This window comes from Lacunisphaera limnophila (genome assembly GCF_001746835.1).
In the GTDB taxonomy this organism is placed as follows: Bacteria; Verrucomicrobiota; Verrucomicrobiia; order Opitutales; family Opitutaceae; genus Lacunisphaera; species Lacunisphaera limnophila.
The window spans coordinates 3,268,186-3,295,073 of the sequence record NZ_CP016094.1; the positions used below are offsets into that span (position 1 = coordinate 3,268,186).

18 protein-coding genes and 2 tRNA genes are annotated in these 26,888 nt (G+C 66.0%); 9 read left to right on the forward strand and 11 right to left on the reverse strand.

The features are described from left to right. Positions 1-105 precede the first annotated feature (105 nt). Both Verru16B_RS13655 and Verru16B_RS13660 read right to left on the reverse strand, forming a co-directional pair. On the reverse strand, positions 106-729 hold the full coding sequence (locus Verru16B_RS13655; RefSeq protein ID WP_069963754.1) for an HD domain-containing protein: 624 nt from the start codon (positions 727-729) through the stop codon (positions 106-108). Positions 730-851: 122 nt separating this feature from the next. Next, a complete protein-coding gene (locus tag Verru16B_RS13660; protein ID WP_069962802.1) occupies positions 852-1,514 on the reverse strand; it encodes a GDSL-type esterase/lipase family protein in 663 nt (220 codons plus the stop codon). A 117-nt stretch (positions 1,515-1,631) separates the two neighbouring features. On the opposite strand from Verru16B_RS13660, the gene Verru16B_RS13665 reads away from it, so the two are divergent. The 7 genes from Verru16B_RS13665 (at position 1,632) to Verru16B_RS13695 (ending at position 11,393) form a co-directional block, all read left to right on the forward strand. After that, a complete protein-coding gene (locus tag Verru16B_RS13665; protein WP_069962803.1) occupies positions 1,632-3,761 on the forward strand; it encodes a prolyl oligopeptidase family serine peptidase in 2,130 nt (709 codons plus the stop codon). Between the two features lie 97 nt (positions 3,762-3,858). Then, positions 3,859-4,914 carry an alkene reductase gene (locus Verru16B_RS13670; protein WP_069962804.1) on the forward strand — a complete coding sequence of 352 codons (1,056 nt, stop codon included), beginning with the start codon at positions 3,859-3,861 and terminating at the stop codon, positions 4,912-4,914. A 105-nt stretch (positions 4,915-5,019) separates the two neighbouring features. Continuing rightward, positions 5,020-6,609 carry a phosphoglycerate dehydrogenase gene (gene serA, locus Verru16B_RS13675; protein ID WP_069962805.1) on the forward strand — a complete coding sequence of 530 codons (1,590 nt, stop codon included), beginning with the start codon at positions 5,020-5,022 and terminating at the stop codon, positions 6,607-6,609. Then, a complete protein-coding gene (gene plsY / locus Verru16B_RS13680) occupies positions 6,609-7,262 on the forward strand; it encodes a glycerol-3-phosphate 1-O-acyltransferase PlsY (protein ID WP_069962806.1) in 654 nt (217 codons plus the stop codon). The genes serA and plsY overlap by 1 nt, the downstream gene beginning before the upstream one ends. Positions 7,263-7,359: 97 nt before the next feature. Then, complete coding sequence (locus Verru16B_RS13685) at positions 7,360-8,577, forward strand: aspartate kinase (protein WP_069962807.1); 1,218 nt, start codon at positions 7,360-7,362, stop codon at positions 8,575-8,577. A 105-nt stretch (positions 8,578-8,682) separates the two neighbouring features. Beyond that, on the forward strand, positions 8,683-10,041 hold the full coding sequence (gene thrC, locus Verru16B_RS13690; RefSeq protein WP_069962808.1) for a threonine synthase: 1,359 nt from the start codon (positions 8,683-8,685) through the stop codon (positions 10,039-10,041). Positions 10,042-10,244: 203 nt separating this feature from the next. Next, positions 10,245-11,393 (forward strand): acyl-CoA desaturase, encoded by a 1,149-nt coding sequence (locus tag Verru16B_RS13695; protein ID WP_069962809.1) that lies wholly within the window; start codon positions 10,245-10,247, stop codon positions 11,391-11,393. Between the two features lie 274 nt (positions 11,394-11,667). On the opposite strand, the gene Verru16B_RS13700 is transcribed toward Verru16B_RS13695, so the two are convergent. The 9 genes from Verru16B_RS13700 to Verru16B_RS13740 form a co-directional block, all read right to left on the reverse strand. Further along, positions 11,668-13,119 (reverse strand): phospholipase D-like domain-containing protein, encoded by a 1,452-nt coding sequence (locus Verru16B_RS13700; RefSeq protein WP_237023420.1) that lies wholly within the window; start codon positions 13,117-13,119, stop codon positions 11,668-11,670. Positions 13,120-13,230: 111 nt separating this feature from the next. Further along, positions 13,231-13,318: transfer RNA gene (locus Verru16B_RS13705), tRNA-Tyr, on the reverse strand. A gap of 164 nt (positions 13,319-13,482) precedes the next feature. Further along, positions 13,483-14,202, reverse strand: a complete 720-nt coding sequence (gene radC / locus Verru16B_RS13710; RefSeq protein ID WP_069962810.1) for a RadC family protein — start codon at positions 14,200-14,202, stop codon at positions 13,483-13,485. A 42-nt stretch (positions 14,203-14,244) separates the two neighbouring features. After that, positions 14,245-15,246: a peptidylprolyl isomerase gene (locus Verru16B_RS13715; protein WP_237023421.1), complete on the reverse strand. Its 1,002-nt coding sequence runs from the start codon at positions 15,244-15,246 to the stop codon at positions 14,245-14,247. After that, the gene (gene mfd, locus Verru16B_RS13720; protein ID WP_237023422.1) at positions 15,243-18,740 is read right to left on the reverse strand and encodes a transcription-repair coupling factor; all 3,498 of its coding nucleotides are present in this window, start codon (positions 18,738-18,740) and stop codon (positions 15,243-15,245) included. The genes Verru16B_RS13715 and mfd overlap by 4 nt, the downstream gene beginning before the upstream one ends. Before the next feature lie 21 nt (positions 18,741-18,761). Further along, positions 18,762-19,472: a ribonuclease III gene (gene rnc / locus Verru16B_RS13725; RefSeq protein WP_237023423.1), complete on the reverse strand. Its 711-nt coding sequence runs from the start codon at positions 19,470-19,472 to the stop codon at positions 18,762-18,764. Positions 19,473-19,593: 121 nt separating this feature from the next. Continuing rightward, a complete protein-coding gene (locus tag Verru16B_RS13730; RefSeq protein ID WP_069962813.1) occupies positions 19,594-20,382 on the reverse strand; it encodes an ABC transporter permease in 789 nt (262 codons plus the stop codon). Between the two features lie 110 nt (positions 20,383-20,492). Continuing rightward, the gene (locus tag Verru16B_RS13735) at positions 20,493-21,305 is read right to left on the reverse strand and encodes an ABC transporter permease (RefSeq protein ID WP_069962814.1); all 813 of its coding nucleotides are present in this window, start codon (positions 21,303-21,305) and stop codon (positions 20,493-20,495) included. 100 nt (positions 21,306-21,405) lie between these two features. Continuing rightward, positions 21,406-22,197 carry a ParA family protein gene (locus Verru16B_RS13740; RefSeq protein WP_069962815.1) on the reverse strand — a complete coding sequence of 264 codons (792 nt, stop codon included), beginning with the start codon at positions 22,195-22,197 and terminating at the stop codon, positions 21,406-21,408. A 235-nt stretch (positions 22,198-22,432) separates the two neighbouring features. Between Verru16B_RS13740 and Verru16B_RS13745 the strand changes: the two genes are divergently transcribed. Together Verru16B_RS13745 and Verru16B_RS13750 are read left to right on the forward strand one after the other, a co-directional pair. Then, a tRNA-Cys gene (locus tag Verru16B_RS13745) sits at positions 22,433-22,507 on the forward strand. 703 nt (positions 22,508-23,210) lie between these two features. Continuing rightward, positions 23,211-26,717 (forward strand): glycosyl hydrolase, encoded by a 3,507-nt coding sequence (locus Verru16B_RS13750; protein ID WP_157772414.1) that lies wholly within the window; start codon positions 23,211-23,213, stop codon positions 26,715-26,717. The last annotated feature ends 171 nt before the right edge of the window (positions 26,718-26,888 follow it).

Consider the following 26,888-nt stretch of genomic DNA (forward strand, 5'->3'; position numbering starts at 1 on the left):
ATGACCGGCCGATCGTGACAGGCGAGAAAGGCGCCATGCCGTCTGCTGTCATTTACTGCCCAGAAATTGACCGGCCCGGCACCGGGCACGCGGGTCCTCCAGGAATTACTTCGGACCGGGCGCCAGGTGGCCCTTGGCCACGGCTTCGTCGATCATGCGGACGGCGTATTCCCAGATTGCGGTCGAGCCCTCGGCCACGTGGGCGTTGCGGGCGTGGACGCGGTCGTGGGTGATGCCGTGCTTCTGCCAGGCGTGGCCGTCGGTGAGGCAGTTCAGCAGCATCGGGTGGAAGCGGTCGCAGGCGGCGGCGAAACGAGCCTCGGGGGTGGCCCGGGCCTCGAACTCGTCCCACAGTGCGCGGAATTCGGCGGACTGGTCCGGCGGGAGGAGGCCGAAGATGCGGGTGGCGGCCACGGCCTCGCGCGCGTGCTGGTCGGCCATGTTTTTGGTGTCGTAGGCGAAGGTGTCGCCAGCGTCGATCTCCACGAGGTCGTGGATGAGCACCATCTTCAGCACGCGCAGTACGTCGAGGGGCTGATGGTTGGAGTGCTCGGCGAGCACCATGATCATGAGGGCAAAGTGCCAGGAATGCTCGGCGCTGTTCTCGGCTCGCCGGCTCTGGGTGACGATGGTCTGGCGGAAGATTTCCTTCAGCTTGTCGACCTCGGCGATGAAGGCGACCTGGCGGCGCAGACGTTCGGCGGGGGAGAGGACAGGTTCGGGATTCACCACGGAGGCACGAAAGACACGAAGCGGGGCCGGGGCAATGAGGGAAAGTGGACGCCGGCGGAAGGGCGTCCGGGAAGGGGGGATCTCGTTCGCGATCACCCTGGGCCGGCGGGAGACCGGCCCTACTTTAGAAACGGCGCCAGCGTCTTGGTCCAGATGGCGTAGCCGTCGCGGTTCAGGTGCAGGCGGTCGGCGTTGAACAGCGACTCCGGGGGCAGGCCGTCGGGCCCGCTCATTGGGGTGTTGATGTCCACGAAGGTGCACCGCGGGTCGGTGGCGACATCCGCGGCGATCAACTGGTTCGCCTCGCGCATCTGCGCATGGACGCCGGCCCGGGACGGGGCGAGGGTGATGGAAAGGTAGATCAGCCGCGTGGCGGGCAGCGCGGCGTGGAGCTTGGCGCGAAAGGCTTGGAAGTCGGCGAGCACCGCCGCGGGGGTTTTGCCGCTGTTGAGGTCGTTGGTGCCGGCAAACAGCACGACGATCCGCGGGTGGTAAGGGAGCACGATGCGATCCTCATAAAAGACACTGTCGGCCAGCTCGGAGCCGCCGAAGCCACGGTTGATCGGGGCGAGGCCGGGAAAGTCCTCGGCCAGGGTCCGCCACATCCGGATGGAGGAGCTGCCCACGAACACCACGCCGCCGACGGGCGGTGGGTTGGTTTCGTCCTGGGCCGTGAGGGCGGCGATTTCCTGGGCCCAGTGATCGGGGGTGGCGGACAGCGGGCCGGCGACGGCGCACACGAGGAAGAGGGCGAGGAGGCGGAGCAGGGCGGGGTACTTCACGCGACCCAGCCTGTCCGCTGCGCCCGCAGGTGCAACCCGGGAGAAGCATCACGGCTTGCGCCGGTGGGGGCCGGGGGTTTGCTTGGCCCCATGCAAATTCCGTCCCGCCTTTTCCTTATGACCCTTCTGCCTGTACTCGCCGCCGCCGCCGTCTATCCGCCGTCCCCGTCCGGCCCGCAGGTCGACGATTTCTTCGGCACGAAGGTGGCGGATCCCTACCGCTGGCTGGAAGACGTGGACTCGGCCGAGACGGCGGCCTGGGTCGGCGGGCAGAACAAGGTCACCTTTGATTTTCTCGCCCAGCTCCCCCAGCGCGAGGCGATCAAGCAGCGTCTGCTGGAGCTCTACAACTACCCGCGGCACGACCTGCCGTTCAAGGAGGGCGGGCGTTACTTCTACACCTACAACACCGGCCTGCTGAACCAGCCGCAGCTCCTGATGAAGGACCGGCTGGAGGGCGAGGCGGTCCTGCTGCTCGACCCGAACACGCTTTCGACCGACGGCACCGTATCGCTCACGCAGTGGGACGTGTCGCCGGACGGCCGCTGGCTTGGCTATGGCGTGGCGGTGGCGGGCTCGGACTGGAACGAATTCCGCGTGCGGGACGTGGCCGCACGGACCGATACGGCGGATGTGATCAAGTGGGTCAAGTTCTCGGGCCTGCAGTGGACCAAGGACAGCAAGGGGTTCTTCTACTCCCGTTACCCGGAGCCGCAGCAGGCGGAGAACCAGGTGTTCAGCGCGCTGGGTAACCAGACGATTTATTACCACCGACTGGGCACGCCCCAGAGCGAGGATGTGAAGGTGTTCGCCACGCCGGACTACCCGCAACGCGGGTGGGGTGCGTCCGTGACCGACGACGGCCGCTATCTGCTGATCTACGGATCCGAGGGCACGGACACCCGCAACCGGTTGTATTACGTGGATCTGCAAGACCCGCTGAAGCCCGATCTGAGCGGGCCCGTGGTGAAGCTCATCGATGAACTCGAGGCCGACTACAACGTGCTCGGCAATCGCGGGACCCTGCTCTTTGTGCGCACGGACCTCGACGCCCCGCGCAAGAAGATCATCGCCATCGACCTCGCCGAGCCGGCCCGGGCGAACTGGCGCACGCTTGTGCCGGAAGCACCCGATGTCATCGAGACCGCGATCATGGCCGGCGGGAAGTTTGTCATCAATTACCTCCACGATGCCCACAGCCGTCTGGCGCTGTTCGGCCTCGATGGCGCGCCGCAGGGCGAGATCGCACTGCCCGGCATCGGGACCGTCGCCGGTTCCGGTTATACCCGCGACTCGGGAGGGCTGACCGGCGACCTGGACGACCCCGAGCTGTTCTTCAAATTCGTGTCGTTCATCGCGCCCGCGACCTCCTACCGGTACGACCTGGCCACGGGCCGGAGCGAACCGGTCGAGGTGGCGAAGGTCGCGTTCGACGCAGCCCTCTACGAGACCAAGCAGATCTTCTACGCCTCGAAGGACGGCACGCGGGTGCCGATGTTCATCACCCACCGCAGGGGGCTGAAGCTGGACGGCTCGCACCCGACGCTGCTCTACGCGTACGGCGGCTTTGATATCTCGCTGAAGCCGGCCTACTCGCCGTCGGTCGTGGCCTGGCTGGAACTGGGCGGCGTCTACGCGCAGCCCAATCTCCGCGGCGGCGGCGAATACGGGCGCGAGTGGCATCTCGCGGGCACGAAGGAGCGCAAGCAGAACGTGTTCGACGACTTCATCGCCGCCGGCGAATGGCTCGTGGCCAACGGCTACACCGGCCATGACAAACTTGTGATCAGCGGCGGCTCCAACGGTGGCCTGCTGATCGGCGCCGTGGCGAATCAGCGGCCCGACCTCGCACGGGTGGCCTTTCCGGCGGTCGGCGTGATGGACATGCTGCGTTTCCACAAGTTCACGATCGGCTGGGCCTGGACCAGCGACTACGGCTCGGCTGATGATCCGGAGGGTTTCAAATACCTCTCGGCGTACTCGCCCGTGCACAACGTGAAGGCCGGAGTCCAGTACCCGGCGGTCATGGTGACCACGGCGGACCACGACGACCGCGTGCATCCCGGGCATTCCTTCAAGTATGCCGCGGCCATGCAGGCGGCCAACCCTGGCGCAAAATACCCGACCTTCATCCGCATCGACGTGAAGGCCGGCCACGGGCAGGGGAAGCCAGTCGCGAAGCAAATCGAGGAGATCGCCGACAAGTGGGCCTTCGCCCTGCATTTCACGGGCATGGGTGCGCAGTAAGGCGGCAGGACGAAACCGGCGCGTTTAGACGGCAACACTCCCGCGGACAAAATTCCGGAAGAGTTGCGGACCGCGCCGGCCTGGGTATCGAAGAGGCATGCCGCAGTTGCATGATCCTCTCCGCGTCGGCGCCCTGGCGCTGCCCAATCGCATCATCATGGCCCCGCTTACGCGGTGCCGCGCCTCCGCCGGCCGCGTGCCGAACGACCTGATGCGGGACTATTATGTGCAGCGCGCCTCCGCCGGCCTGATTCTCACGGAAGCCACCGCCGTGGATCCGATGGGCGTGGGTTATCCGGACACGCCGGGCATCTGGTCCGAGGACCAGGTAGCCGGCTGGCAACGCATCACCGCCGCGGTCCATGCGGCGGGCGGGCGGATTCTGCTGCAGTTGTGGCATGTCGGCCGCATCTCCGACCCGGTTTATCTCGACGGCCAACTGCCCGTGGCCCCGAGTGCCATCGCCCCCGCCGGGCACGTGAGCCTCGTGCGGCCGCTCAAGCCCTTCGTCACGCCGCGGGCGCTGGAATTGTCCGAGTTGCCCGGCATCGTCGCCGCCTTCCGGCGAGGGGCCGCCCATGCCTTGCGGGCCGGCTTCGACGGCGTCGAAATCCACGGGGCGAACGGCTACCTGCTGGACCAGTTTTTGCAGGACCGGACTAACCGGCGCACCGACAACTACGGGGGCAGCATCGAGAATCGCGCCCGGCTGCCACTTGAGATTACCGACGCGGTGGTCGGGGTCTGGGGCGCCGATCGGGTGGGGTACCACCTCGCGCCGCGCGGCGATTCCCATGACATGGGCGACAGCGACCTCGCGGCCACCTTTGGTCACCTCGCGCGCGAACTGGGTCGGCGCAAGCTGGCCTTCCTCTGTGCCCGCGAATCCCTGGAGGCGCCCCGACTCGGACCGCAGCTAAAACGGGCCTTCGGCGGCGTGTACATCGCCAACCAGAACTTCACGGCCGAGACCGCCGCGCAGGTGCTGGCCGCCGGCGAGGCCGACGCGGTGGCGTGGGGCAAACAATTCATCGCCAATCCGGACCTGCCCCGGCGCCTGCAGCTTGGGGCTCCTCTTAATAGCCCCGATAACGCGTCCTTCTACGGCGGGACCGCGCAGGGTTACACCGACTACCCCGCGCTGGGGGCCTGAGCGGTCAGGCGCAGGTGGGGCGCGTCATAATTGCCGTGTCCTGTACCGTCCGCCCCGTCTGGAAGGTTGCATTTTGGCCGGGGGGTCTGCTTTCCTGACCCCTCCATGAAAATCCTCGTTGCCGACAAGATCTCGCCCAAGGGAGTTGCCTTTCTGCGCGCGCAGAAGGGCTTTGAAGTAGTCGAGGCCTACGGCTCTTCCCCGGCCCAGATCCTGGAACTGGTGAAGGACGTGCACGCCATCGCCGTGCGGTCGGAAACCAAGATCACCGCCGAGGTGTTCGCGGCCGCCCCGTTGCTCAAGGTCGTGGGCCGCGCCGGCGTCGGCGTGGACAACGTCGACGTCGATGCCGCCACCGAGCGCGGTGTGATTGTGATGAACACGCCTTCCGGCAACACGATCGCCACCGCCGAGCTGACTTTCACGCACATCCTCTGCGGCGCCCGCCCGGTACCCCAGGCCGCGGCGTCCATGCGCGACGGCAAGTGGGATCGCAAGAGCTTCTCCGGCATCGAACTGTTCAAGAAGACCCTCGGCATCGTCGGCCTCGGCCGCATCGGCTCGGAGGTGGCGAAGCGCGCCCAGGCCTTCGGCATGAATGTCGTCGCCTTCGATCCCTACCTGTCGCCCACGCGCGCCAAGGCCATGCAGATCGAGGCCGTCACGCTCGACCAGCTCCTCGCCCAGGCCGATTACATCACGGTCCACATGCCGCTGACCGAGCAGACCCAGTACATGATCGACGAGGCCGCCCTCGCGAAGTGCAAGAAGGGCGTGCGCCTCTTCAACTGTGCCCGCGGTGGCATCATCAAGGAAGCGGCGCTCATCGCCGGCCTCAAGTCCGGCCACGTGGCCGCCGCCGGCCTCGACGTGTTCGAGGAGGAGCCGCTCGCCGCCGACAGCGAGCTGCGCAAGTTCCCGAATGTTTCCCTCACGCCGCACCTCGGCGCCTCGACCGCCGAGGCCCAGGACGCCGTGGGCGTGGAGGTCGCCGAGCAGATCGCCGACGTGCTCGCCGGCGGCGTGATTCGCAACGCCGTCAACATGCCGTCGCTCGACGCCGCGACCCTGAAGATCATCGGGCCTTACCTGGAGTTGGGCTCCAAGCTGGGCACGCTCGTCCAGCAGCTCGCCACCGACCGCGTGGAGAAGCTTCGCATTTCCTACTGGGGCAAGCTCCTTGAGCTCGATGCCAATGCCGTGATCCGCGCCATCCAGCGCGGTTTCCTCAGCCGCATCAGCAGCGAGGGCCTGAACTACATCAACGCCCCGTTCGTCATGGACCGCCTGGGCGTGCAGGTGGAGGTCGTGAAGTCCAACCAGGAGACGGACTACACCGAGCTCATGCTGGTCGAGGCGGTCACGGCCAAGGGCGAGGTCTTTTCCGCCACCGGCACGCTGCTGGGCAAGGCGAGCAGCCCGCGGATCGTCGCCCTCAACGGCCGCGAGGTCGAGGCCGAGCCGAAGGGCGCCCTGCTGGTCTACGAGAATCACGACGAGCCGGGCATCATCGGCATGGTCGGCACCCTGCTCGGCCGCGAGAAGGTGAACATCGCCGCCATGTCCCTGAGCCGTAACAACGCCGGCGGCACCGCCCTCTGCGTGGTGAATCTCGACAGCACGCCGACCGAGGCGACGGTTAAGGAGTTGACCAGTCATCGGGCCATCAAGCAGGCTCTGGTGGTCAACCTCTGATGTCACCAGTCGGGCTACTCGTCACCACGCTCATCGGCTATTTCCTCGGGTCACTGCCATTTGGCTACCTCGTGGCCCGGGCGTATGGCGTCGACATCTTCAAGGTCGGCAGCGGCAATCCCGGTGCCACCAACGTCAAGCGGGTGCTGGGCGAGAAGTTCGGCCCCAAGGGCAAGCGGGCGGGCAACCTCGTCTTCGTGCTCGATGCCGTGAAAGGCGCCGTCGCCGCCGCCTGGCCCCTACTGCCGGGCATCGTCCTGGCGGAGGAGCGCCTGCTCGGGCTTGCCGGCCTCATCGCCGCGGTGCTGGGACACTCGTTCTCCTGTTTTACCAAATTCAAGGGCGGGAAGGGGGTCGCGACTGCGGCCGGCGGCCTCGTGGTGTTGATGCCCGTTTCCTGTCTGGTGGGTGCGCTGGTGTGGCTGCTGACCTTCGCCACCACGCGTTATGTTTCGCTGGGCTCCATCCTGGCGGCCGTGGCGGTGCCGGCGACCAGCTGGTTCCGGCTCTACCAAGGCAAGACCTCGCTGCCCTTCAGCCTCGTGGCGACGGCGTTGGGACTTTTCGTGATCATCCGGCACCGGGAGAACATCAAGCGCCTGCTGGCCGGCACGGAGACCAAGTTCGTGAAAAAATCGCCGCCCGCGGCCTGATCACGCAAGTGGTTCGGGGCGGGCGATATGACGCAAGGTGGCCAATCGCGCCTTGCCAAGCCGCGCCCCGCCGCGTCATTCCTAACTGGTTATTCCCATGGCTCTTATCGTCCAGAAATACGGCGGCACCTCGGTCGGCGACATCGACCGGATCAAGAACGTCGCGCAACGCATCAAGAAGTCCCGTGACGAGGGACACAGCCTCGTCGTCGTGGTCTCGGCCCGCTCCGGCGTCACCAACGAGCTGATCGCCAAGGCCAAGGCCATCACCGACCGGCCTGATACGCGCGAGATGGACATGCTGCTCGCCATCGGGGAGCAGGAAACCATCGCCCTGACGGCCATGGCCCTGCATGCCATCGGCATCCCGGCGGTGTCCTACACCGGCGCGCAGGCCGGCATTTTCACTGACGAGGTGTTCACCAAGGCCAAGATCCAGAAGATCCTGCCGAAGCCGATCCAGAAGGACCTCAAGGCCGGGAAGGTCGTCATCGTCGCCGGCTTTCAGGGCATCAATGAGACCGGCCAGATCACCACGCTGGGGCGGGGCGGCTCCGACCTCACGGCCATCGCGCTGGCCGCGGCGCTCAAGGCCGATGTCTGCCAGATTTTCACCGACGTCGACGGCGTTTACACCGCCGATCCGCGCATCGCCAAGGACGCGAAGAAGCTCACGGAGATCAGCTATGACGAGATGCTCGAGCTCGCCAGCCTCGGCTCGAAGGTCATGCAGTCCCGCTCCGTCGAGTTCGCCAAGAAATACGGCGTCGTGTTCGAGGTCCGCAGCAGTTTCAACCACAACCCAGGAACCATCGTGAAAGAAGAAGTCGCCTACATGGAAAAGGTCGTCGTGCGCGGTGTCGCCGTCGACAAGGACCAGGCCAAGGTCGCCATCACCAACGTGCCGGACAAACCCGCCACCGCGGCCACCATCTTCAAGGCCCTGGCCGATGCGGCCATCAACGTCGACATGATCGTCCAGAACAGCAGCCACACCGGCGGCCTGGCGGACCTGACCTTCACCGTCCAGCGGGACGACGCCACCAACGCCGTGCGCGTGCTCCCGGCCGTGCTCAAGCAGCTCGGCGGCGGCGAGGTGAAGGCCTTCGACAACATCGCCAAGCTCTCCGTGGTCGGCGTCGGCATGCGCACCCACGCCGGCGTGGCCGCCACGCTCTTCAGCGCCCTCGGGGCCCTGGGGGTGAACATCCAGCTCATCACCACCTCCGAGATCAAGATCACGGTCGCGCTGGACCGCGCCAAGGCCGACGAGGCCGTGCGCGCCGCCCACGCGGCCTTCGGGCTGGAGAAATAATGCCGCCCTGGTGTGTGTTCGTCATCCTGAGCGCAGCGAAGGATCCAGAAATTGCGTGCATGCCCTTGGATTCTTCGTTTCGCTCAGAATGACCGTTAACGAAAGATGAAATACGTCTCCACCCGCGGCCAGACCGATCCCGTATCCTTCCGTGAGGCGGTCGCCATTGGCCTTGCCCCCGATGGCGGGCTGTTCCTGCCGGAGACGCTGCCGGATATCTCGCCCCGGCTGCCGGGCTGGCGGAACCTCAGCTACACCGAGCTGTGCGCCGAGTTTCTCGGCCTGTTCGCGACGGATGTTCCGCCGGAGGTCCTGCAGCAGCTGATCCACCGCTCCTACGGCGCTTTCACCCACCCCGAGATCGCGCCCTTGCGCAAGATCGACGACCGGCTCTACGTGCTCGAGCTGTTCCACGGCCCCACGCTGGCCTTCAAGGATTTTGCCCTGCAGTTCCTGGGCAACCTGTATGGCTGGGAGTGCGAGCAGACGGGCCGGACCATCAACGTGCTCGGCGCCACCTCCGGCGACACCGGGGCGGCGGCCATCCACGGCCTGCTGGGCAAGCCGAAGGCCGCCAGCTTCATCCTCTATCCCGAGGGCCGCGTGTCGCCGCTGCAGGAGCGGCAGATGACCTGCACCGGCGCGGCCAACGTGCACGCCATCGCGATCGACGGCAGCTTTGACGACGCCCAGCGCGTGCTGAAGGACATCTTCGCCAACAAGACCTTCGCCACCCAGCACCGGCTGTCGGCGGTGAACTCGATCAACATCGCGCGCGTGCTGGCGCAATCGGTCTACTACCTCCACGCCTGGCTGCGCCTGCCCGAGGCCGAGCGCGGCAACGTGGAATTCGTCGTCCCGACCGGCAATTTCGGCAATGTGTTCGCGGGCTGGCTGCTCCAGCAGATGGGCGTGCCCGTGATGGGCTACAAGGTGGCCACGAACCGCAACGACATCCTGCACCGGCTCTTCACCACCGCCGAGTACCGCAGCGGCGAGGTTCATCCCAGCCTCGCGCCCTCAATGGACATCCAGGTGGCCTCGAACTTCGAACGCTTCCTGTATTATGCGCTCGATGAGAACCCCACGCGCGTGAACAACGTGATGGCCCAGATCAAGGCCACCGGCGCCTACCGGTTCGACCTGCTCAACCGCTCGCTCTTCAGCTCCTCGTCCGCTTCCGACGATGAGATCACGTCCCTCATCCGCCGGGTATACGAGCGGTACCGTTACATCGTTGATCCCCACACGGCCTGCGCCTTCAAGGACATCAACCCGCAGCGCATCAGCATCGTGCTCGCGACGGCGCACCCGGCCAAGTTTCCGGCCGCCATTCGCGACGCCATCGGGCAGGAGCCGACCTCGCCGGTCCTGGAGGTGCTCAAGACGCGTCCGGTGGTGAAGCATCGCCTGCCCGCCGAGGCGGAGGCGATCAAAGCCTTCATCGCGCAGCGCGCGATCTAGGGCCGAACGGGTCCGGTTGTAGCCGGGGTCGCTGACCCCGGGAATTACCGCGCATCGCAGCGGACCGGGCTCAGCGGACCGGGCTACAAGCTAATCGACGCGCCTGCCTGGCCCGGGCGCGTTCAAAAAAAGCCGTTTTTACACCCGGAATATATCCAAAATTGCGCTCGCGCCGCCGGGGGCCGGTCACACGCTCACCCCCCGTGAAACTCAACCTTCCCTTCGATCGCATCAACTGGGTCAATAGCTCGTTCCTCATGGGAACCGCGCTGGTGACCTGCACGGTCGTGCCGTGGTACTTGTGGCATTACGGCGTGGACGCCTTCCAGGTGGCGATGTTCTTCGCCTTCTTCATCGCGACGGGCCTCAGCATCACGCTGGGTTATCACCGCCTCTTCGCCCACAACGCCTTCCAGGCCCGCTGGCCGGTCCGCCTGGCGACCCTCATCTTCGGCGCGGCCGCCTTTGAGAACTGTGCGCTGGCCTGGGTTTCGGATCACCGTCGCCACCACAAGCACGTGGACCACGACGATGATCCCTATGATATCTCCAAGGGTTTCTGGCACGCCCACATCGGCTGGATCCTCTTCAAGCTCGATCCGCCGCCCCCGTGGGACAACGTCCTCGACCTGCGCAAGGACCGCCTGGTGATGCTGCAGCAGCGTTTCTACGTGGCCATCGCGGTCGGTTTCGGCTTCGTCCTGCCGGCCCTGCTCGGCTACCTCCACAGCGGCTGGGCGGGTGCCCTCGGCGGCTTCCTGCTCGCCGGCGTGGCGCGCACGACGGCGGTCCAGCACATGACCTTTTTCATCAACTCGCTGTGCCACACGATCGGCAGCCAGCCGTATTCGAACAAGTGCAGCGCCCGCGACAGCTGGCTCATGGCCATCTTCACCTTCGGCGAGGGCTACCATAACTATCACCACGAGTTTCAGCACGACTACCGCAACGGCGTGAAGTGGTGGCAGTGGGATCCGACCAAGTGGACGATCTGGACCCTGGAGAAGGTCGGCCTCGTGCGCGGTTTGCGCCGCGTCTCCGAGGACAAGATCCTGCTCGCGCAGCTGACCGACGCCCGCCGCCGGCTGGCCGTGTCGCTCGCCTGCCCGGTGGTGAGCCGCAACGAGAAGCTGCACCAGCTGCTCCAGGCCTCCGACGCCAAGCTGCATGAGCTGGGTGAGCGCTGGTCGGCCTTGAAGCTGGAATACACGGAGAAGGCTACGGCGCTGCGCGCGGAGTACGCCGATCGCGCCAACGCCCACTTCGAGGAAGCGCGGGCTGCGCTCGAGGAAATGCGCCGCGAGGTGCGCCAGGCCACCCGCCTGCTCAAGCACGCGGGCGCCGCCGCCTGAGTTCGGGTTTATAGTGCTTTCCAGGCGGAGTCTTCGGACTCCGCCTTTTTTGTGGAGAACCGTCGCTGGACCTGATCGGGCGACACCTGAATTTCTGTGTCTGGCGCATCCTGGGGCCGCGCCGCGATGCGATGGAAAAAACGGGTGGGCGGCGAGCTTGCTCGCGCCACGAACTGGATGCCGCCCACGTGGCGCCAGCAAGCTGGCCGCCCACACTTGGATCGCGGCACTCCGGCAGGATGACCGCACGGGCGGCCGATTGCCTTGACCCGCCCTACAACAGCGGGGCCAGCAGGCGGGCGATCTCCTCGCCGAAGGCGGGGAGGAAGCGGCGGCTCTTTTTCCGGTCGGACATCGGTTTGCTCAGGGTCATGACCTCCAGCATCCATTCCCGCAGCGTCCGGGCCTCGGCGGCCGAATAGGTGACCAGGCCGATCTCGAAATTCACGAAGAGGCTGCGCAGGTCCATGTTGGCGGAACCGAACAGGGCGGTCTCGCCGTCCACGAGCAGGAGCTTGGCGTGGTTCATACCGGGCTGGTAGAGCAGGACCTTGACCCCGGCGGCTTGCAGCTCGTTGAGGTGATGCCGGCGGGCCAGGTCGGTGATGCGGTGATTGGAGCGGGCCGGTACGACGATGCGCACGTCGAGGCCGGCGCGGGCCTGGACCATGAGCGAGCGCTGGAGCACCTCGTCGGGAATGAAGTACGGCGTGACGATCCAGACGCTGCGCTGCGCCTGCTGCACGAGGGACAGGATACCCTCGTAGAGCGGGTCACCGGCGACATCAGGGCCGCTGGCGACCACCTGAAGGTCCGCCGGGCCGTCCGCGGCTGGCCAGGCTTCCGGCAGCTCCTTCAGCAGGCGGTTGAAAGGCTGGTCGCTGGCAAAGGCCCAGTCGGCGAGGAACACCTCCTCGAGCTGGCGCACGGCGGGTCCCTCGATCACCGCCCCGAGGTCGCGCCAGCGGCGTTTGAGTGGGGTGGGTCCCATGTATTCGCGGGCAAGGTTCCGGCCGCCGACGGCGGCGAAGCGATGGTCGATGATCGCGATCTTACGGTGGTTGCGGAGATTGGCCGACCAGCGGGTCTGCAGGGGCAGCATGGGCATGAACCGCACAACCTCGCCGCCGGCCTCCCGGATCGGATCGCAGAACCGGCCGCTGGTTGGGAAACAGCCGAGGGCGTCGAGGAGCAGGCGCACCTTCACCCCCGCCTTCGCGCGCTCGGCCAGGAGCTGCACGATGCGGCGGCCGACCTCGTCACGGCCGAGGATGAATGTCATGATGTGGATGCTTTCCCGGGCCTCGCGGATGCCGCGTTCGAGGGCGGCGAAGGAGTCCTCGCCGTTGAGCATGAAATTCACGCGATTGCCGCCGATCGGGGCGCTGGCGCCGTTGCTGGCGAAGACGCGGGCGGCAAAGCCGGCGTTCTCCGGCACGTCCACCCGGGTGGGGTTGACCGGGCAGAGCCGGGCCTTGCGCTCGGCGAGTTTGCGCAGCTTGCGGCCGCCGAAGAGCAGATAGAGGGGGACCCCGACATAGGGGATGAAGGCGAAGGCGAAGAGCCAGGCGAAGGTATTGCCGGGTTGCTTACGCTCGCTCATCAGCCGGGCGATAGCGAAGATCGCGAGAAGGAAGCCGACCACCGTTAGCAGGTGGGGCAGGAGGCCGTTGGCAATCGGGTGCTCCAACAGGTTATCGTAGGCCGCTTGCAGGGTGTCCGTCACAGGTGGCACAGTTGCGACCCGGGCCGCGAAGGCAAGAAGACGGCGGGGGGCTGCCGGGGGTGGAAAAGACAAAATCCCGCCCCCTTTTCAGGGGACGGGACTTTTGTAAAGTGGTGGTGGAGACTGGAGTCGAACCAGTGAACGGCAAGAGCCGAATTGATTTACAGTCAACGTCCTTTGACCACTTGGATACTCCACCAACAAGAACGAAGGGTGAAGGTATGGGGGCGATTTGGGCTTTGCCAAGCGGTTTTTTCCAAATCCTGAAAGCAGGAATCTCCGCGGATATCGCGGATTCTCGCGGATGAAGGGTTGGCTCAATCTGCGTCCATTCGCGTCATCCGCGGGAGAGGGTCGGCCGGCTTAAATAACCCCGGATTCCCGGAAGCTGTAGTAGCCGCGGCCGAGCGGGTCGGTGGGGGCCTGGCCGATGATCACGTGGTCGAGGAGCTCGATATCGAGGGCCCGGGCGGCCTCGCGCAGCTGGCGGGTGACCTGCACGTCGGCGGCGCTGGGGGCGGGGTCGCCACTCGGGTGGTTGTGGACGCAGACGACGGCGGTGGCGCCGTGGTGGACGGCCTCGCGGAAGACCTCGCGGGGATGGGCGAGCGAGCTGGTCGCGGTGCCGGAGGTGAGCTCGACCTGGCGGATGAGGCGGTTCTTGCGATTCAGGCACAGGACCCAGAATTTCTCCACGGCCAGGCCGGTGCACTGGGGCAGAAAATGGGCGTGGATCAGCTCGGGCCGGTTCAGCACGGGATTGGGCTCGCCGGTGGACAACACCCGGCGGGCGATTTCCATGACCGTGATCAGCTGCAGGGCCTTGATCCGGCCGATGCCCCGGATGCGGCGGTAGTCGGCCTCGCGCCAGCGCAGGAGGCCGGCCAGCGACCCCGCCTCGGTGATGAGCTGGCGGCTCATGCTGAGGACGCTCTGTCCCTTCTGGCCGCTGCGTAGGAGCATGGCGAGGAGTTCGGCGTCGCTCAGGGCGCCCGGGCCGTGCTTTTCCAGACGTTCCTGGGGACGTTCGCTGACCGCGAGGTCCGCGAGACGCGGGGCGGGGTAGGCGGGATCGGGACTCATGGGCCGGGGTGATAATCACCCGCTGGCCCACGGGCGGTGCACTTAGAAGTGCTTCACGTACGCGTTGCGTCGGAGCTTTTCCAGCCAGCGCTCGGTGGCGCGGCGGGAACCTTGCTGGACGAGCGCGCGCTCGATTTCCGGACGGACCTCGTCGATCGGGAGGTTGCCGGCGTGCTTGCGGTCCTCGGCGAGGAAGAGGAAGGCGCCCTCGGGCGTGAGCAGGGGTTCGCTGCGTTTGCCCTTGTCCAAGGTGAAGATCACGTCGCTGAATTCCTTGCGGAGGTCGGAGCGGCGCTGCCAGCCCCAGTCGCCGCCGCGGCTCTTGCGCGAGTCCTGGCTGTACTTGCGGGCGACATCGCCGAAGTCGGCGCCGGCATCGAGCTCGGCCACCACGGCGGCCGCCTTGGCGCGGAGGGCGTCGTCGGATTCTCCCGGGGCGCGGGCGATCTGGATGAGGCGCAGCTGTACGCTGTCCTCCTGGTAAAAGCGCTCCTTGTTCTCGTTGTAGAAATCCTCGATGCGGACCGGGCTGATGGTGCTGCCGGACTTCGACTGCTGCTGGCGCATGAAATTGTAGATCATGTCCTCCTCCAGCTCGCGGCGGTATTCCTTCTGGGAGATGCCGCGGGAACGGAGGTAGGCGAGGTACTTGCTGCGGTCGTTCTCGAACTGGGTGATGATCGTCTCGGCCAGCTGGTTGTCGATGTAGCTCGAGGGCACGCGGCGCTTCTCGTCCTTGTAGAATTCCTTCACGATCAGCACGCGGTCGATCAGGTTCTGGATGACGTCGTTCTGGAGGGCCTCGAGCTTCTCGTTGAATTCCTGCTCGGTGCGGCTCTGGCGCTGGAGCTCGGGGACGAGGGGGCCGATTTCGCGGCGGACGTCGTCGACGGTGATGACCTTCTCCTCGGCAATAGCAACTATCCCGTTGGCGTATCGCAAGTTAAGGTTGTCCACCGGGGTCTGGGCCTGGGCCAGTCCGACCATGCTGGCGGCGAGCAGCAGGCTGCAGATCGGGGTGTGGAAACGGCGGAGACTCATCATGAAGCGGGGAGATTGTGCAAGAAGGTGATGACTTCTTTCAACCTTGCAAGGGGGGTGGGGGCGGTCAAGCGGGGAAAGCGGCTGCTCAGTTGGATGAAATCATCGCGGCGGCCCGAATTGCGGAGGCACTTCAGGCGGTTGCCGTCGGTTTCGACGGATAGGATGCCCTTTTGTTCCGCCCGGACGCGGATTTCGGTGATGAGGAGGAGGGCCCGGACCGGCTCGGCAAAGCGGCCGAAGCGGTCGCGGAGTTCCTGCTCGAGTTCCTTCACCTGCTTGGGGGTCTCGGCCAGGGCCAGCCGGCGGTAGACATCGATGCGCAGGCGGGTCTCGGCGATGTAGTCGGAGGGCAGGCGGGCCTGGATGCGGTCGATCTCGCCCGCGATGCGCTCGGCTTGGCGCATGGCGGAGAAGGTTCCGGTGACCTCGGCGCGCGGCGCGGCGGTGTCGGCGCCCTCGCCGACGAACACGAAGTCGAGCTTCACGTTGGCGCGGACGTGGGCGGCGTGTTTCTCGCCCTTCAGGCGGGCCACGCTCTGGCGCAGCAACTGGCAATAGAGTTCGAAGCCGATGCCGACGATGTGGCCGCTCTGCTCCGCGCCCAGCAGGTTGCCGGCGCCGCGCAGCTCAAGGTCGCGCATGGCGATGCGGAAGCCCGCGCCGAGCTGGTTGTGCTGGCGGATGGCCGTCAGGCGCTGGCGGGCGATGTCCAGGACGCGGGCGTGCCGGTGCAGGAGGAGGTAGGCGTAGGCCTGGTGCTTGAACCGGCCGACGCGGCCGCGGAGCTGGTAGAGCTGGGACAGGCCGAAGCGGTCCGCTCCCTCGATGATGAGGGTGTTGCAGTTCGGAATGTCGAGGCCGCTCTCGATGATCGTGGTGCAGACGAGCACTTGATAGGTGCCGGCGACGAAATCGGTCATCATGCGCTCGAGGCCCTCGGCGCCCATCTGGCCGTGGCCGACGCCGATGGTGAGCCCGGGCAGGAGGGTGCGCAGGCGGCCGGCGACGGTGTCGATCGTCTGGACGCGGTTGTGCAGGTAGAACACCTGGCCGCCGCGGCGGATCTCGTGGCGGATGGCCTCGACCACCAGCTTTTCGTCATAGCTTTTGACGATGGTCTGGATGGGCAGGCGGTTGGTGGGGGCGGTCTCGATCGTGCTGAGGTCGCGGGCGCCGGTGAGGGCCAGGTAGAGCGTGCGCGGGATCGGGGTCGCGCTCATGGCCATCATGTCGACGTGGGCGCGCCAGCGCTTGAAGACCTCCTTGTGCTTCACGCCGAAGCGCTGCTCCTCGTCGATGATGACCAAGCCGAGGTCGCGGAACTGCACATCGGGTTGCACCAGGCGGTGGGTGCCGACGAGGATGTCGATCTTGCCGGCGGCGAGGGCGGCGACGATGTCGGCCTGTTCCTTGCGGGTGCGGAAGCGGCTGAGCATCTCGATGGCCACCGGGTAACCGGCCATGCGCTCGCGGAAACTGTTCAGGTGCTGCTGGGCCAGCACGGTGGTGGGCACGAGCACGGCGACCTGCCGGCCGCCCATCACGGCCTTGAAGGCGGCGCGGATCGCGACCTCGGTCTTGCCGAAGCCCACGTCGCCGCAGACCAGGCGGTCCATCGGGCGCGTGCGCTCCATGTCGGCCTTCACGGCCACGATGGCCTTGAGCTGGTCGGGCGTCTCGGTGAATGGGAAGGCGGCCTCGAATTCGCGCTGCCAGACATTGTCCTCGGCGAAGGCGTGGCCGGGCTGCGCCTCGCGTTTGGCCTGGATGGCGAGGAGTTCGGCGGCGAGGTCGAGGGTGGCGCGCTCGGCGGCCTGCCGCGCCTTTTCCCAGCGGCCGGAGCCCACGCGGCCGAGCTGCGGCTTGGCCTTCGACAGGCCGACGTAGCGGCTGATCAGGTGGGATTCCGGCAGCGGCACGTGCAGCGTGACCTGGTCGTCGAACTCGAGGGAGATGACCTCGCGGACGCCATCGGCGGTCTCCAGCCGGGTGAGGCCGCGGAACTGGGCGATGCCGTGCTGCAAGTGCACCACGAAGTCGCCTTCCACCAGTTCGGAGAAATCGAGCAGCTGGTCCACGGCCGATTGCGCGGCGATGGCGCGCTTCGGGGTGGAGCGTCGCTGGCGGCGGCGGCCGAAGATCTCGGTTTCGGAGACGACGACGACGCCTTTGGGCTGATTTGTGGGAGCGAGCTTGCTCCCGACTTCGGTCGCTTTGTCACGCGCAAGTTCGGTCCCAGCGTTGTTCCGGAACGTGATGCGGAAGCCCTCGCCCAGCGCGCCGCGCAGGTAGCGGGGTTTTAGGTTTTTGAGTTCCTTGTCCTCCTCCAGCAGTTCGCGCACGCGCTGTTCCTCACCTTCCTTGGCGATCACGAAGTCGACCGCGTAGCCCTCGCGCTGCCACGTGGCGACCTGTTCGAGGAACTGGCGGCGGGCGCCGTCCTCGGCCTGCAGGCGTTCGTGCGCGAGCTGACGCTCCTCGGGGTAGGAGCGGTGGTGGGAAAGGGATTCCGTGTCCCAGGTCTCCTCCTGCGCGGTGCCGTCGAAGAGGTCGCTGGCCAGATCGAGGTCGCTGAGGCCGAAGAGCCGGGCGGAAGAAGCGGCGAGTTGTGGGAGGAAGGCGGGAGTGCCGCCGCCCGGCGCCACCCCGGCCAGCGCGTCGGGTGGCTGCGCGCCACCGGGGGAGAGGTCGAAGAGTTCTTCGATGGCCTTGGGCTCTAGGATGGCGGTGTGCGTGGTGGGACCGAGGTAGGCGAGCAGCGTCGAGGCGGAGCCGCCGAGGTCATGCCGCGGGGCGGCCGTCAGCGTGATGGTGGCGACCGCCTCGCCGGAACGTTGCGTGACCGGGTCGAGGGTCTTGATCTCCTCCAGCGTGTCGCCGAAGAAATCCAGGCGGTAGGGCTGGTGGGCCGTGATCGGGTAGACGTCGACGATGCCACCGCGCACGGCGTACTGGCCGGGGGCCTCGCAGACGGCCTCGCTGTCGTAATCAAAGGTGCGCAGCAATTCGAGCAGCGCGGGGAAGGGGCGCGTTTCCCCGCGTTGCAGCGTGGTTTCGCGGGAGGCAAAATCCTCGGGCGGCGGCACGGGTTGGACCAGGGCGGCCGGGGTGGCGAGGACGAGCAGGGCAGAAGACGGAGGGCCGGCGACGGAGGACGGACCCAGACCGCGGAGCTTGCTCAGGACGGCGAGGCGGTCGCTGGCGGCGTTGAAGGATTCGCGAAGTTCCCGCTGCTCGACCTGGGCTTCGGGAAAAGTGAGAATCTCCAAGGGGGCCGCGGACCCGTGGGCGGCGTGGAACAGGGCGATGTCCTCGGCGAGGGTATCCGAGCGCGCGGCTTCCTCGTGTACCAGCAGCCAGACGGGGGCGGGGTGTTGGCGGAGCAGTTCCGCGAGGGCATGGGGGTGCGCTGCCGGACAAATTCCGGTGAGTTTGATCCTGCGATCGGACGGCGTGGGGCTGGAACCCATCGGGGAACGCGCTACGAAGGGCATTTCGCCCCAAAGCGCAATCCCTCAGGCTGGGTCAGCGCGGAGGGTGGCCAGGGCGACGCGGGCCGCGGCTTCCTCGGCGACCTTCTTGGAGGAGCCACCGCCGGTGCCGATCTTGCGATCGTGGAGGAAGACTTCGACCTCGTAGACGCGCGCGTGGCGCGGGCCGGTGGTGGCGCTGACCGCATAACGGAGGGCGCTGTTGCCGTGCACGGGCTGCACGAGTTCCTGCAAGCTGCCCTTGGGGTTCTCGGCGTCCTCGGACACCGCCAGCCGGGCGGGCAGGGGCCCGTACCAGGTCAGCAGCAACTGCCGGATCGTGGCGAGGTCGCTGTCGAGATAGATGGCGCCGACGACGGCCTCGAAGGCGTCCTCGAGAATCGAGGCGCGGTTGCGGCCGCCGGCATCCTCCTCGCTCTTGTTGAGGCGCAGGCCGGCGTCGATGCCCAGGTCCCGCGCCATCTGGGTGAGGAAGCCGCCCTTGGACAGCACGGCGCGCCGGCGGCTCAGGACGCCTTCGCGTTCGGTGGGGTACTCGCGGTAGAGCGCGTCGGTCAGCACGAACTGCAGCACGGAGTCGCCGAGGAACTCGAGGCGCTGGTTGTGCGGGCCGGCGGCGGGGTCGTCCTGCAGGTACGAGCCATGGGTCAGCGCCTCCAGCAACAAGGCCGGATTCACGAAGCGGTAACCAAGCCGCTTTTCCAATTCGCCGGGACTGGGATCTGTTTTGGCCACGAAAGTGAGATCACAAAGGCCCATTCCCAAACGCCAAACAAACAGAAAACGCCAGGGTCGGACGGTGGTTTGGCATTTTGACGTTTGGCTCTTGGCGTTAGCCGGACCCGACGGGACCGATTCAGGAACTTGCGCTCGAGTACCGGCGGAGCCCGCGCTGGAAGACAAACACGGCGAGACCGAACCACAAGACGGTGATGGCCAGCACCCAACCGACGATCCCGGCGTCAAAGCCGTGGAGGAGGATGCTGGCCGGGGCGTTGCTCACGATCACGACGGGCAGGATCCAGACAAAGGCGATGTTGGCCGCGCCGCGGAAGGCCTGCCGGGGCAGGCGGGAAAACTCGCTGAGGGTGAAGTAGCTGCCTTCGATGCCCTGCGCGCTGGTGATCCAGAAGGCGGGGGTGATGCAGAGCACGAGCATGCTGTAGTGAATGATGACGCCGCAGACCACGAGGAGGGCGTAAAGCGCGAGATCGGTGGCGGAGGGATCCAGACCGAGTTGCCGCGCCGCGTAGATGACAACCGACAGGGCCACGAGGGAGTTGATCATGCTGTCGGGATCGATCTTGCGCGTCGTGGCCATGAACATGACGTTGCCGGGTTGGGCGAGGAAGAAGTCGAAGTGGCCGCTGCGGATGTTGCGGCCCATCTCGAAGATGCTGCTCCAGAAGAAACCCATCAGGAAGCGCTGGATTAGCAGGGAGGTGCCGACGAGCAGCATCATCTGGTATTTGGTCCAGCCGGCGACGGTGTCGGTGTGCTGGTAGATGACGGACACCATGAGGAGGTTCACCGCCATCCAGAACAGCTCGACCAAGGCCCAGATGAAGAAGTCCGCGCGGAACATCAGCGTCCGCATGATGCAGTAGCGCGCGGAGGTGAGCCAGAGGCGGAAGTAGTGGTTCATCGGAAAAGGATGAATTAAGAATTAAGAAGGAAGAAAGGGATCAGGGGGGGGCAGACCAGGGATTGGTATTGGGTCGTTTCTTAATTCCTAATTCTTACTTCTTACTTTGCTCAGCCGCCCACGGCGGTGTGCAGGCGGAGGCCGCGGCGCCAGAGGAGCTGGCCGAGGCCGAGGATGAGCACGACCCAGGCCGCCTGGATGGCCAGGCCCTGGAGGGCCATCGCCGGGTCGTTTAGGCGGCCGGTGAAGATCGCGACGGGGAAATACATCTGGTAGTAGTACGGCAGGTACTGGGAGATCCGGAAGAGCCACTCCGGCATCAGGTCGAGCGGGAAGATCTGACCACCGAGGACGGATTCCAGGGCCATGGAGAGGATGACGAGCCCCTGGATTTCCAGAAACCAGAAGCTCAGCAGGCCGAAGCAGTAGGCGATACCGAACTGGATGAGGGCCGACATGACCAGCGCGGGCAGGCCGATGGCCAGGCGCCAGCCGTCGGTCGGCAGCACGAGGTAATCCTGCAGCAGCGGATAGGTCACGATCAGGGGAAGCAGGATGAGCCCGCCGGTGACGAGGCGGGCGGACAGGTAGAGGCTGAAGCGGTAGGCGAAGTAGTTGACCGGCTTGAGCAGGAACTGGTTGATCAGGCCGTTGCGGATGTCCTCGCTGATCTGGTAGTCCTCGTTGAAGGCGCCGATCATGAACTGCACCACGATCAGGGCGACGAAGTAGGTGAAGGTCTGGGCGAAGTTGAAGCCACCGATGCTGGCGTTGCCGCTGTAGGCGGCGGACCAGAGGATGAACACCACGATCAGGTGGAAAAACGAGAAGAAGCCGCGGATGGCGAAGTTCACCCGGTAGACCAGGTTGCTTTGCAGGCCGACGGAGAAGGCGGCGCGGTATTTGTTGAGGGTGGCGAGCATCGGACAGTAGTGGGTAGCGGGTAGCGAGTAGTGAGTAGCCAGCGGGTGGGGGATGGCAACTTCCGGCTGCTCACTCCCCGCTACTCGATGCTCGCTCCGGTCAGGCGCCGTTCTCCGTCAACTTGAAGCGTGCGGCGATTTCCTTGCCGAGGGCGCGGTAGGCGGTGGCGCCGGGGCCGTGGGGGTCGTAGGAGAGGATGGGTTTGCCGAAGCTCGGGGCCTCGCTGAGGCGCACGGTGCGCGGGATCACGGTCTCGAACAGCTTGCTGGACAGGTGCTGGCGGACCTCCTCCACGACCTGGCGGGAGAGGTTGGTGCGGCTGTCAAACATGGTCATGACGATGCCGCCGACGTCGAGCGTGGGGTTGATGCCGGCGGTCTTGAGGCGGTCGACGACCTTGAGGATCTGGCCGAGGCCCTCGAGGGCCATGTATTCGCACTGCAGGGCAATGAGGAGGTGGTCGGCGGCGGCGAGGGAGTTCATCGAGAGCATCCCGAGGGCGGGCGGGCAATCGATGATGATGGCGCGGTAGCCGCCGGAGTTGCGCAGCGGGTCGAGGACCGAGCGCAGGCGCATGAGGTAGTTGGGTTGCTGGGCCAACTCGATCTCGATGGCGGCGAGGTCGACCTCGGAGGGGATGAGGGCGAGGTGGGGCCAGGCCGTGGGCGTGAGCATCTCGAAGGCGCTGCCCTCGCCGCGGAGGGGGCCGTAGAGGCTCTTGCCCTCGGTTTTTTCGATGCCGAGGGCGCTGGTGGCGTTGGCCTGGGGGTCGAGGTCCACGACGAGGGTGTGGATCTTCTGTTCCGCGAGGGCCGCGGCGAGGTTGACCGCCGTGGTGGTCTTGCCGACGCCGCCCTTCTGGTTGGCGATGGTGAAAACAGTACAGGCCATGGGGGCGATTAATCGGCAAGGGTGGGGGCGAGTCTAGCCTGAATGCGGAAACCTTTTTCCGCCTTTCGCCATGGATTTGAACCACAGAGGCACAAAGTTACAAAGGAGGGGATTTGATCCGACCTTGGTGCCTCCGTGTCTTTGTGGTTCACTGGTTTCGGTCTTTGCAGGGGCCCGAATTTCAGTTCTTGCGGAACGTGAAAAACTGTCCCAAGTTCCGCGCTCGTTTCGGTCCGGTGCGGTAGCCAAGTGGTAAGGCCGAGCTCTGCAAAAGCTCTATTCGGCGGTTCGATTCCGCCCCGCACCTCCATTCCCTTTCAGGCCTGCAAATTCGATACTTGCAAAGGCGGGAGGCGCGAAAAGATGGAAACGGACACCAAAACGGACACCAAATCTTCTACTCCTAGAGAATTTGGGCTAACGGGAAGTAACTCGCCCGCTACCCGCTAACACGGCGGAACCGTTTTCGACTATCGTCGTGGTTGTGAATTCAACCATGAAGACCCGTTATCGCCTCACCCGCCGCGGCAGCCGCGGCGACACCTGCTACTGCGTGGACACCCGCACATCTCCGCGCTCTTCCTTTACACTTGGCCTCAATCATCATCTTCAGCTCGATCTGGGCCCTGATGCTGGGGGAGTGGAAGGACTCAGTGCCAAGGCCAAGCGGCTTCTCTTCCTCGGGCTCGCGGTCTGGTGCTGTCCACCATCGTCATCGGCTACGGCAACTACATCGGCGCCGGCACCGGGCACTGAGTCCCCTCGCGGATACGGCCCCTCATCATGCTTGCGATCCTTTCCTGGACCGACCAACGCGGGCGAACCCCATGGCGGTGGATCGGCCGATCCGATACTCTCGTGGCGGCCGGAAAGTGGCCGACGCGGCCTGATGCAGTAGGCTTGGTCGCAAACGCAAAACGACATCCATCGTGCAAATTCCCATGGCGGTGTGGGCGACCAGTCCGCTAGCATCGCCGACAATACCCCACCAGCCGCACCAGCCCCACCGTTTCATGCGATTCTACCGATTCCTTATCCTGTTCGCGTCTATCTCCGCGACTGCGGTGCTTTTTCCGGCAGAGGAGCGCGCGATGGATACCGCGACGTTCGCGGCTCCACCGCGGGCCGTATTTCCGGAGACTTGGTTCCATCTGATCGGCGGCAACGTGTCGCGCGAGGGTCTCACCGCGGACATTGACGCCGTGGCGGCGGCCGGCTTGGCGGGCATCCAGCTGTTTCACGGCGCGGGCGGGGTCTGGCCGGGAGTGACACCGCAGATCCAGACACTGAGTCCCTCCTGGGACGGCATGCTCGAGCACGTGGCCGACGAGGCGAAGCGGGCCGGGTTGCGCTTCACCATGCAGAACTGTCCGGGATGGGCGATGTCGGGCGGGCCGTGGATCACGCCTGACCGCGCCATGCGCCACCTTGTGTGGAGCCGGGTGGATGTCGGTGCGGAAAGCGTCGAGGCGTTGCGCCTGCCCGTGCCGCAACCCAGCAAAGAGGAGTGGCGGGACTATCGCGACGTGGCCGTGCTGGCCTTTCCGACGCCCGAAGGCGATACCGGAGGCAATGTCGCGCCGGTGGCGATCCGCAGCAATCGGCCGGATCTTCCTTGGGCGAAACTCTGGGCTGGATCGGAGGAGGTGCCGGACCTGCGCATCGAACCGGCTGGTGTGGACCCGGTGTGGGTCGAGGTCGAGTTCGCCGGGCCGCTGGTGCTGCGCAGCGCCGGTTTTCCGGGAATCGAGCGCTTCGCGATGCGGCGTAATTTTGATCCCAGCGCCCGCATCCAAGTGCGCGCGTTGGTCGAGTCCGCGGAGGGCGCGCCCACCTGGCGCACCGTGGCCGACCGCGAGGTGCCGCGGGGCAACTGGCAGGATCGGCCACCGCAGGAAAACGCCTGGGTGCTGGCGTTGGACGAGCAACCGGCGCGCGTTTATCGTTTCGTCTTCCATAACCGCAAGCCACTCGCGCTCCTTTACCTGCGTCTATCGACCGCTGCACGGCTGCAGGACTGGGCGGGGCAGGCCGGGTTCGTGTTGCGCAGCCTCGACCGTAGCGGCCCGCCGCGGCAGAGCCCGGCGGCGTGGGTGCGCGGGGCGGACGTGCTCGACCTGAGCGAGCATCTGCGTCCCGACGGGACGCTCGACTGGCGGCCGCGGGAGGGGCGTTGGACCGTCGTGCGCTACGGCCACGTCAACACCGGCGTGACCAACACGCCCGCACCGCCTGAGGCGACCGGGTGGGAGTGCGACAAACTTTCACCGCTGGGGGCCGAGCAGCATTTTGCCGGCTACATAGGCCGGGTCTCGGCGCCGGGCGGTCCGGTCGATGGCGGCCGGTTGCAGGGCATGCTCATCGACAGCTGGGAATGTTACACGCAGACGTGGACGCCCGCGATGGAAGCCGAGTTTGCCACCCGGCGGGAGTATGCGCTGCGCCGCTGGCTGCCGGCACTGGCCGGCTGGGTGATCGATGATCCGCTAACCACCGAGCGCTTTTTGCGGGACTGGCGGGCGACCATCAGCGACCTGCTCGTCGCCAACTATTTCGGACGGCTCGCCGAACTGGCCCGTGAGCGCGGTCTGCGCCTGTTCTTCGAGGCGGCGACGGGCGACGTGACGCCGGGCGACCTGCTGGAGTATTATCAGGCGGCCGACGTGCCGATGTGTGAATTCTGGCGGCCCAACGACCCCCACTGGGGCGGTCTGGAGGCCAAGCCGTTCTCCCTCGCGGTCTCAGCCGGTCACATCTACGGCAAGCCCGTGATCGCGGCCGAGGCGTTCACGAACATCTTGCTCGATTACAGCGAGCACCCCTTTCAGTTCAAGGCATCCGCGGACCGCGCCTTCGCTGCCGGGGTGAATCACCTGGTGTTGCACACCTACACCCACAACCCGCGGCTCGACCTCGTGCCAGGCACCTCCTTCGGCTCGCGCATCGGTTCACCCTTCATTCGTGGTCAGACCTGGTGGCAGCACATGCCGGCGTTCACGACCTACCTGGCGCGCTGCCAGGCGATGTTACAACAGGGCGTGCCGGTGGCCGATGTGCTGTGGTATGTCGGTGATGATCTCGATCAGGAGCCACGCGCCGACACGCCTTATCCGAGTGGATACAAGTTCGACCTGTGCAACCAGGATGCGCTGCTGCGCCGCATCTCGGTGGATGAGGCGGGCCGGCTGACAACACCGGAAGGCGTGAGCTGGCGCCTGCTGTGGCTGCCGCAGGATTCGGCGCGGCGACTCACCGTGCCGACGCTGCAGCGGCTGCGTGGCATGCTGGAGGCCGGGGCGGTCGTGCTGGCGGAAAGGCCGCAGCAGCGCGTAGACCTTTCCGGTGGACCCGCCGCGGATGCGGCATTCGATCAGTTGGTGTCCGCGCTTTGGGGGAACGTCCCAAGCCCCAGCGGCGAGGCTTTGCTCGGGCGGGGGCGGCTGCGTTGGGGGGTGTCGCTCGAAACCATGCTGGGGGAGATTGACTGCGGGCCCGACGTCGCCGGCGTGCGTGCGACCGAGTGGACGCACCGGCGCGTCGACGGCGAGAACATCTATTTCGTCGCGGCCGATCGGGCGACGCCGCTGCGCGCCAACGTGCGCTTCCGCGCCACCGGTCGACCCGAGCTGTGGGATGCCGTGACCGGCCAGATTCATCCGGTGCCGGTTTTCGCCAGGGTGGGCGGCGTCACCTCAGTGCCGCTCGATCTGCCGGCGGCGGGCTCCGTGTTTGTGCGGTTTCGGGCGGAGACCGCGCCCGTGGCGTGGCAGCAGGTCGAGCGGGATGGCACGGTTTTACTGGATGGGATGGATGCCACGCGCACCGAGGCCGGTGTACCCTTTCCGGTGCAGGGCCTCCAACCCGGTGCGGAGGAACAACCTTGGATACCGCAGCCGTGGCCGGACCTGACGGTGACGCCGGCAGGGCTGGGAGGAAAACTCGTGGCATGGCGTGATGGAAACTACACGATGCGCGGCCGCGGCTGGGAGCCGATCAGTGAGCGTGTCGAGGTGCGCGCCGCACAGGTCCTGAACGCTGGCTGGAAGTTGCAGTTTCCCAGTGGGTGGGACGCGCCGAGCGAGCTGAATCTCGCGGACGGCGTGCAACCCTGGTCTGCCCACGCGAATCCGGCGATCGCGGCGTTTTCCGGCACGGCGGTGTACTCCACCAACTTCACCGTATCCTCGCTAGCGGGCAACGAACGGGCGTGGCTCGACCTCGGCAGGGTGAGTGAGATTGCGGAGGTGGAACTCAACGGTCAAATTTTGCCGCTCGCTTGGACTGCGCCGCACCAGCTCGATGTCAGCGCTGCGCTGCGGGCCGGAGAGAACCGGCTGAAGGTTCATGTGACCAACACTTGGTTCAACCGGCTCGCCTACGAGGCCGGTCTGCCTGCAACCCAGAGGCGCACCTGGTCGATCAACGGTCCGGTGGCGGATGCGCCGCGGCGGTTGGCCGGTTTGACCGGGCCCGTGCGCCTGGTGTTTGGTCGCATACTGGCTGCACCGACGGCGCCGTGAGCAGGCACGTCTTTTCTTTATGCAAAGACTTCTATGCCGTTTTCAGGACCTTCACAATCGTCCAACTCATTGAACACAAATTTCGAAAGTGTGAGGTCTTCAACTGCGGGGAAGTTTATAACAACGCATCAACCGCGAAATATAGGATTAAATACGATGAATTTCAAAATA

Excerpts from the sequence above, each read along its gene's own strand:
- Verru16B_RS13665 (WP_069962803.1), top strand. The coding sequence starts at position 1,632 with ATGACCCTTCTGCCTGTACTCGCCGCCGCCGCCGTCTATCCGCCGTCC.
- Verru16B_RS13670 (WP_069962804.1), top strand. The coding sequence starts at position 3,859 with ATGCCGCAGTTGCATGATCCTCTCCGCGTCGGCGCCCTGGCGCTGCCC.
- serA (WP_069962805.1), top strand. The coding sequence starts at position 5,020 with ATGAAAATCCTCGTTGCCGACAAGATCTCGCCCAAGGGAGTTGCCTTT.
- plsY (WP_069962806.1), top strand. The coding sequence starts at position 6,609 with ATGTCACCAGTCGGGCTACTCGTCACCACGCTCATCGGCTATTTCCTC.
- Verru16B_RS13685 (WP_069962807.1), top strand. The coding sequence starts at position 7,360 with ATGGCTCTTATCGTCCAGAAATACGGCGGCACCTCGGTCGGCGACATC.
- thrC (WP_069962808.1), top strand. The coding sequence starts at position 8,683 with ATGAAATACGTCTCCACCCGCGGCCAGACCGATCCCGTATCCTTCCGT.
- radC (WP_069962810.1), bottom strand. The coding sequence starts at position 14,202 with ATGAGTCCCGATCCCGCCTACCCCGCCCCGCGTCTCGCGGACCTCGCG.
- Verru16B_RS13715 (WP_237023421.1), bottom strand. The coding sequence starts at position 15,246 with ATGATGAGTCTCCGCCGTTTCCACACCCCGATCTGCAGCCTGCTGCTC.
- mfd (WP_237023422.1), bottom strand. The coding sequence starts at position 18,740 with ATGCCCTTCGTAGCGCGTTCCCCGATGGGTTCCAGCCCCACGCCGTCC.
- Verru16B_RS13730 (WP_069962813.1), bottom strand. The coding sequence starts at position 20,382 with ATGAACCACTACTTCCGCCTCTGGCTCACCTCCGCGCGCTACTGCATC.
- Verru16B_RS13735 (WP_069962814.1), bottom strand. The coding sequence starts at position 21,305 with ATGCTCGCCACCCTCAACAAATACCGCGCCGCCTTCTCCGTCGGCCTG.
- Verru16B_RS13740 (WP_069962815.1), bottom strand. The coding sequence starts at position 22,197 with ATGGCCTGTACTGTTTTCACCATCGCCAACCAGAAGGGCGGCGTCGGC.
- Verru16B_RS13750 (WP_157772414.1), top strand. The coding sequence starts at position 23,211 with ATGCGATTCTACCGATTCCTTATCCTGTTCGCGTCTATCTCCGCGACT.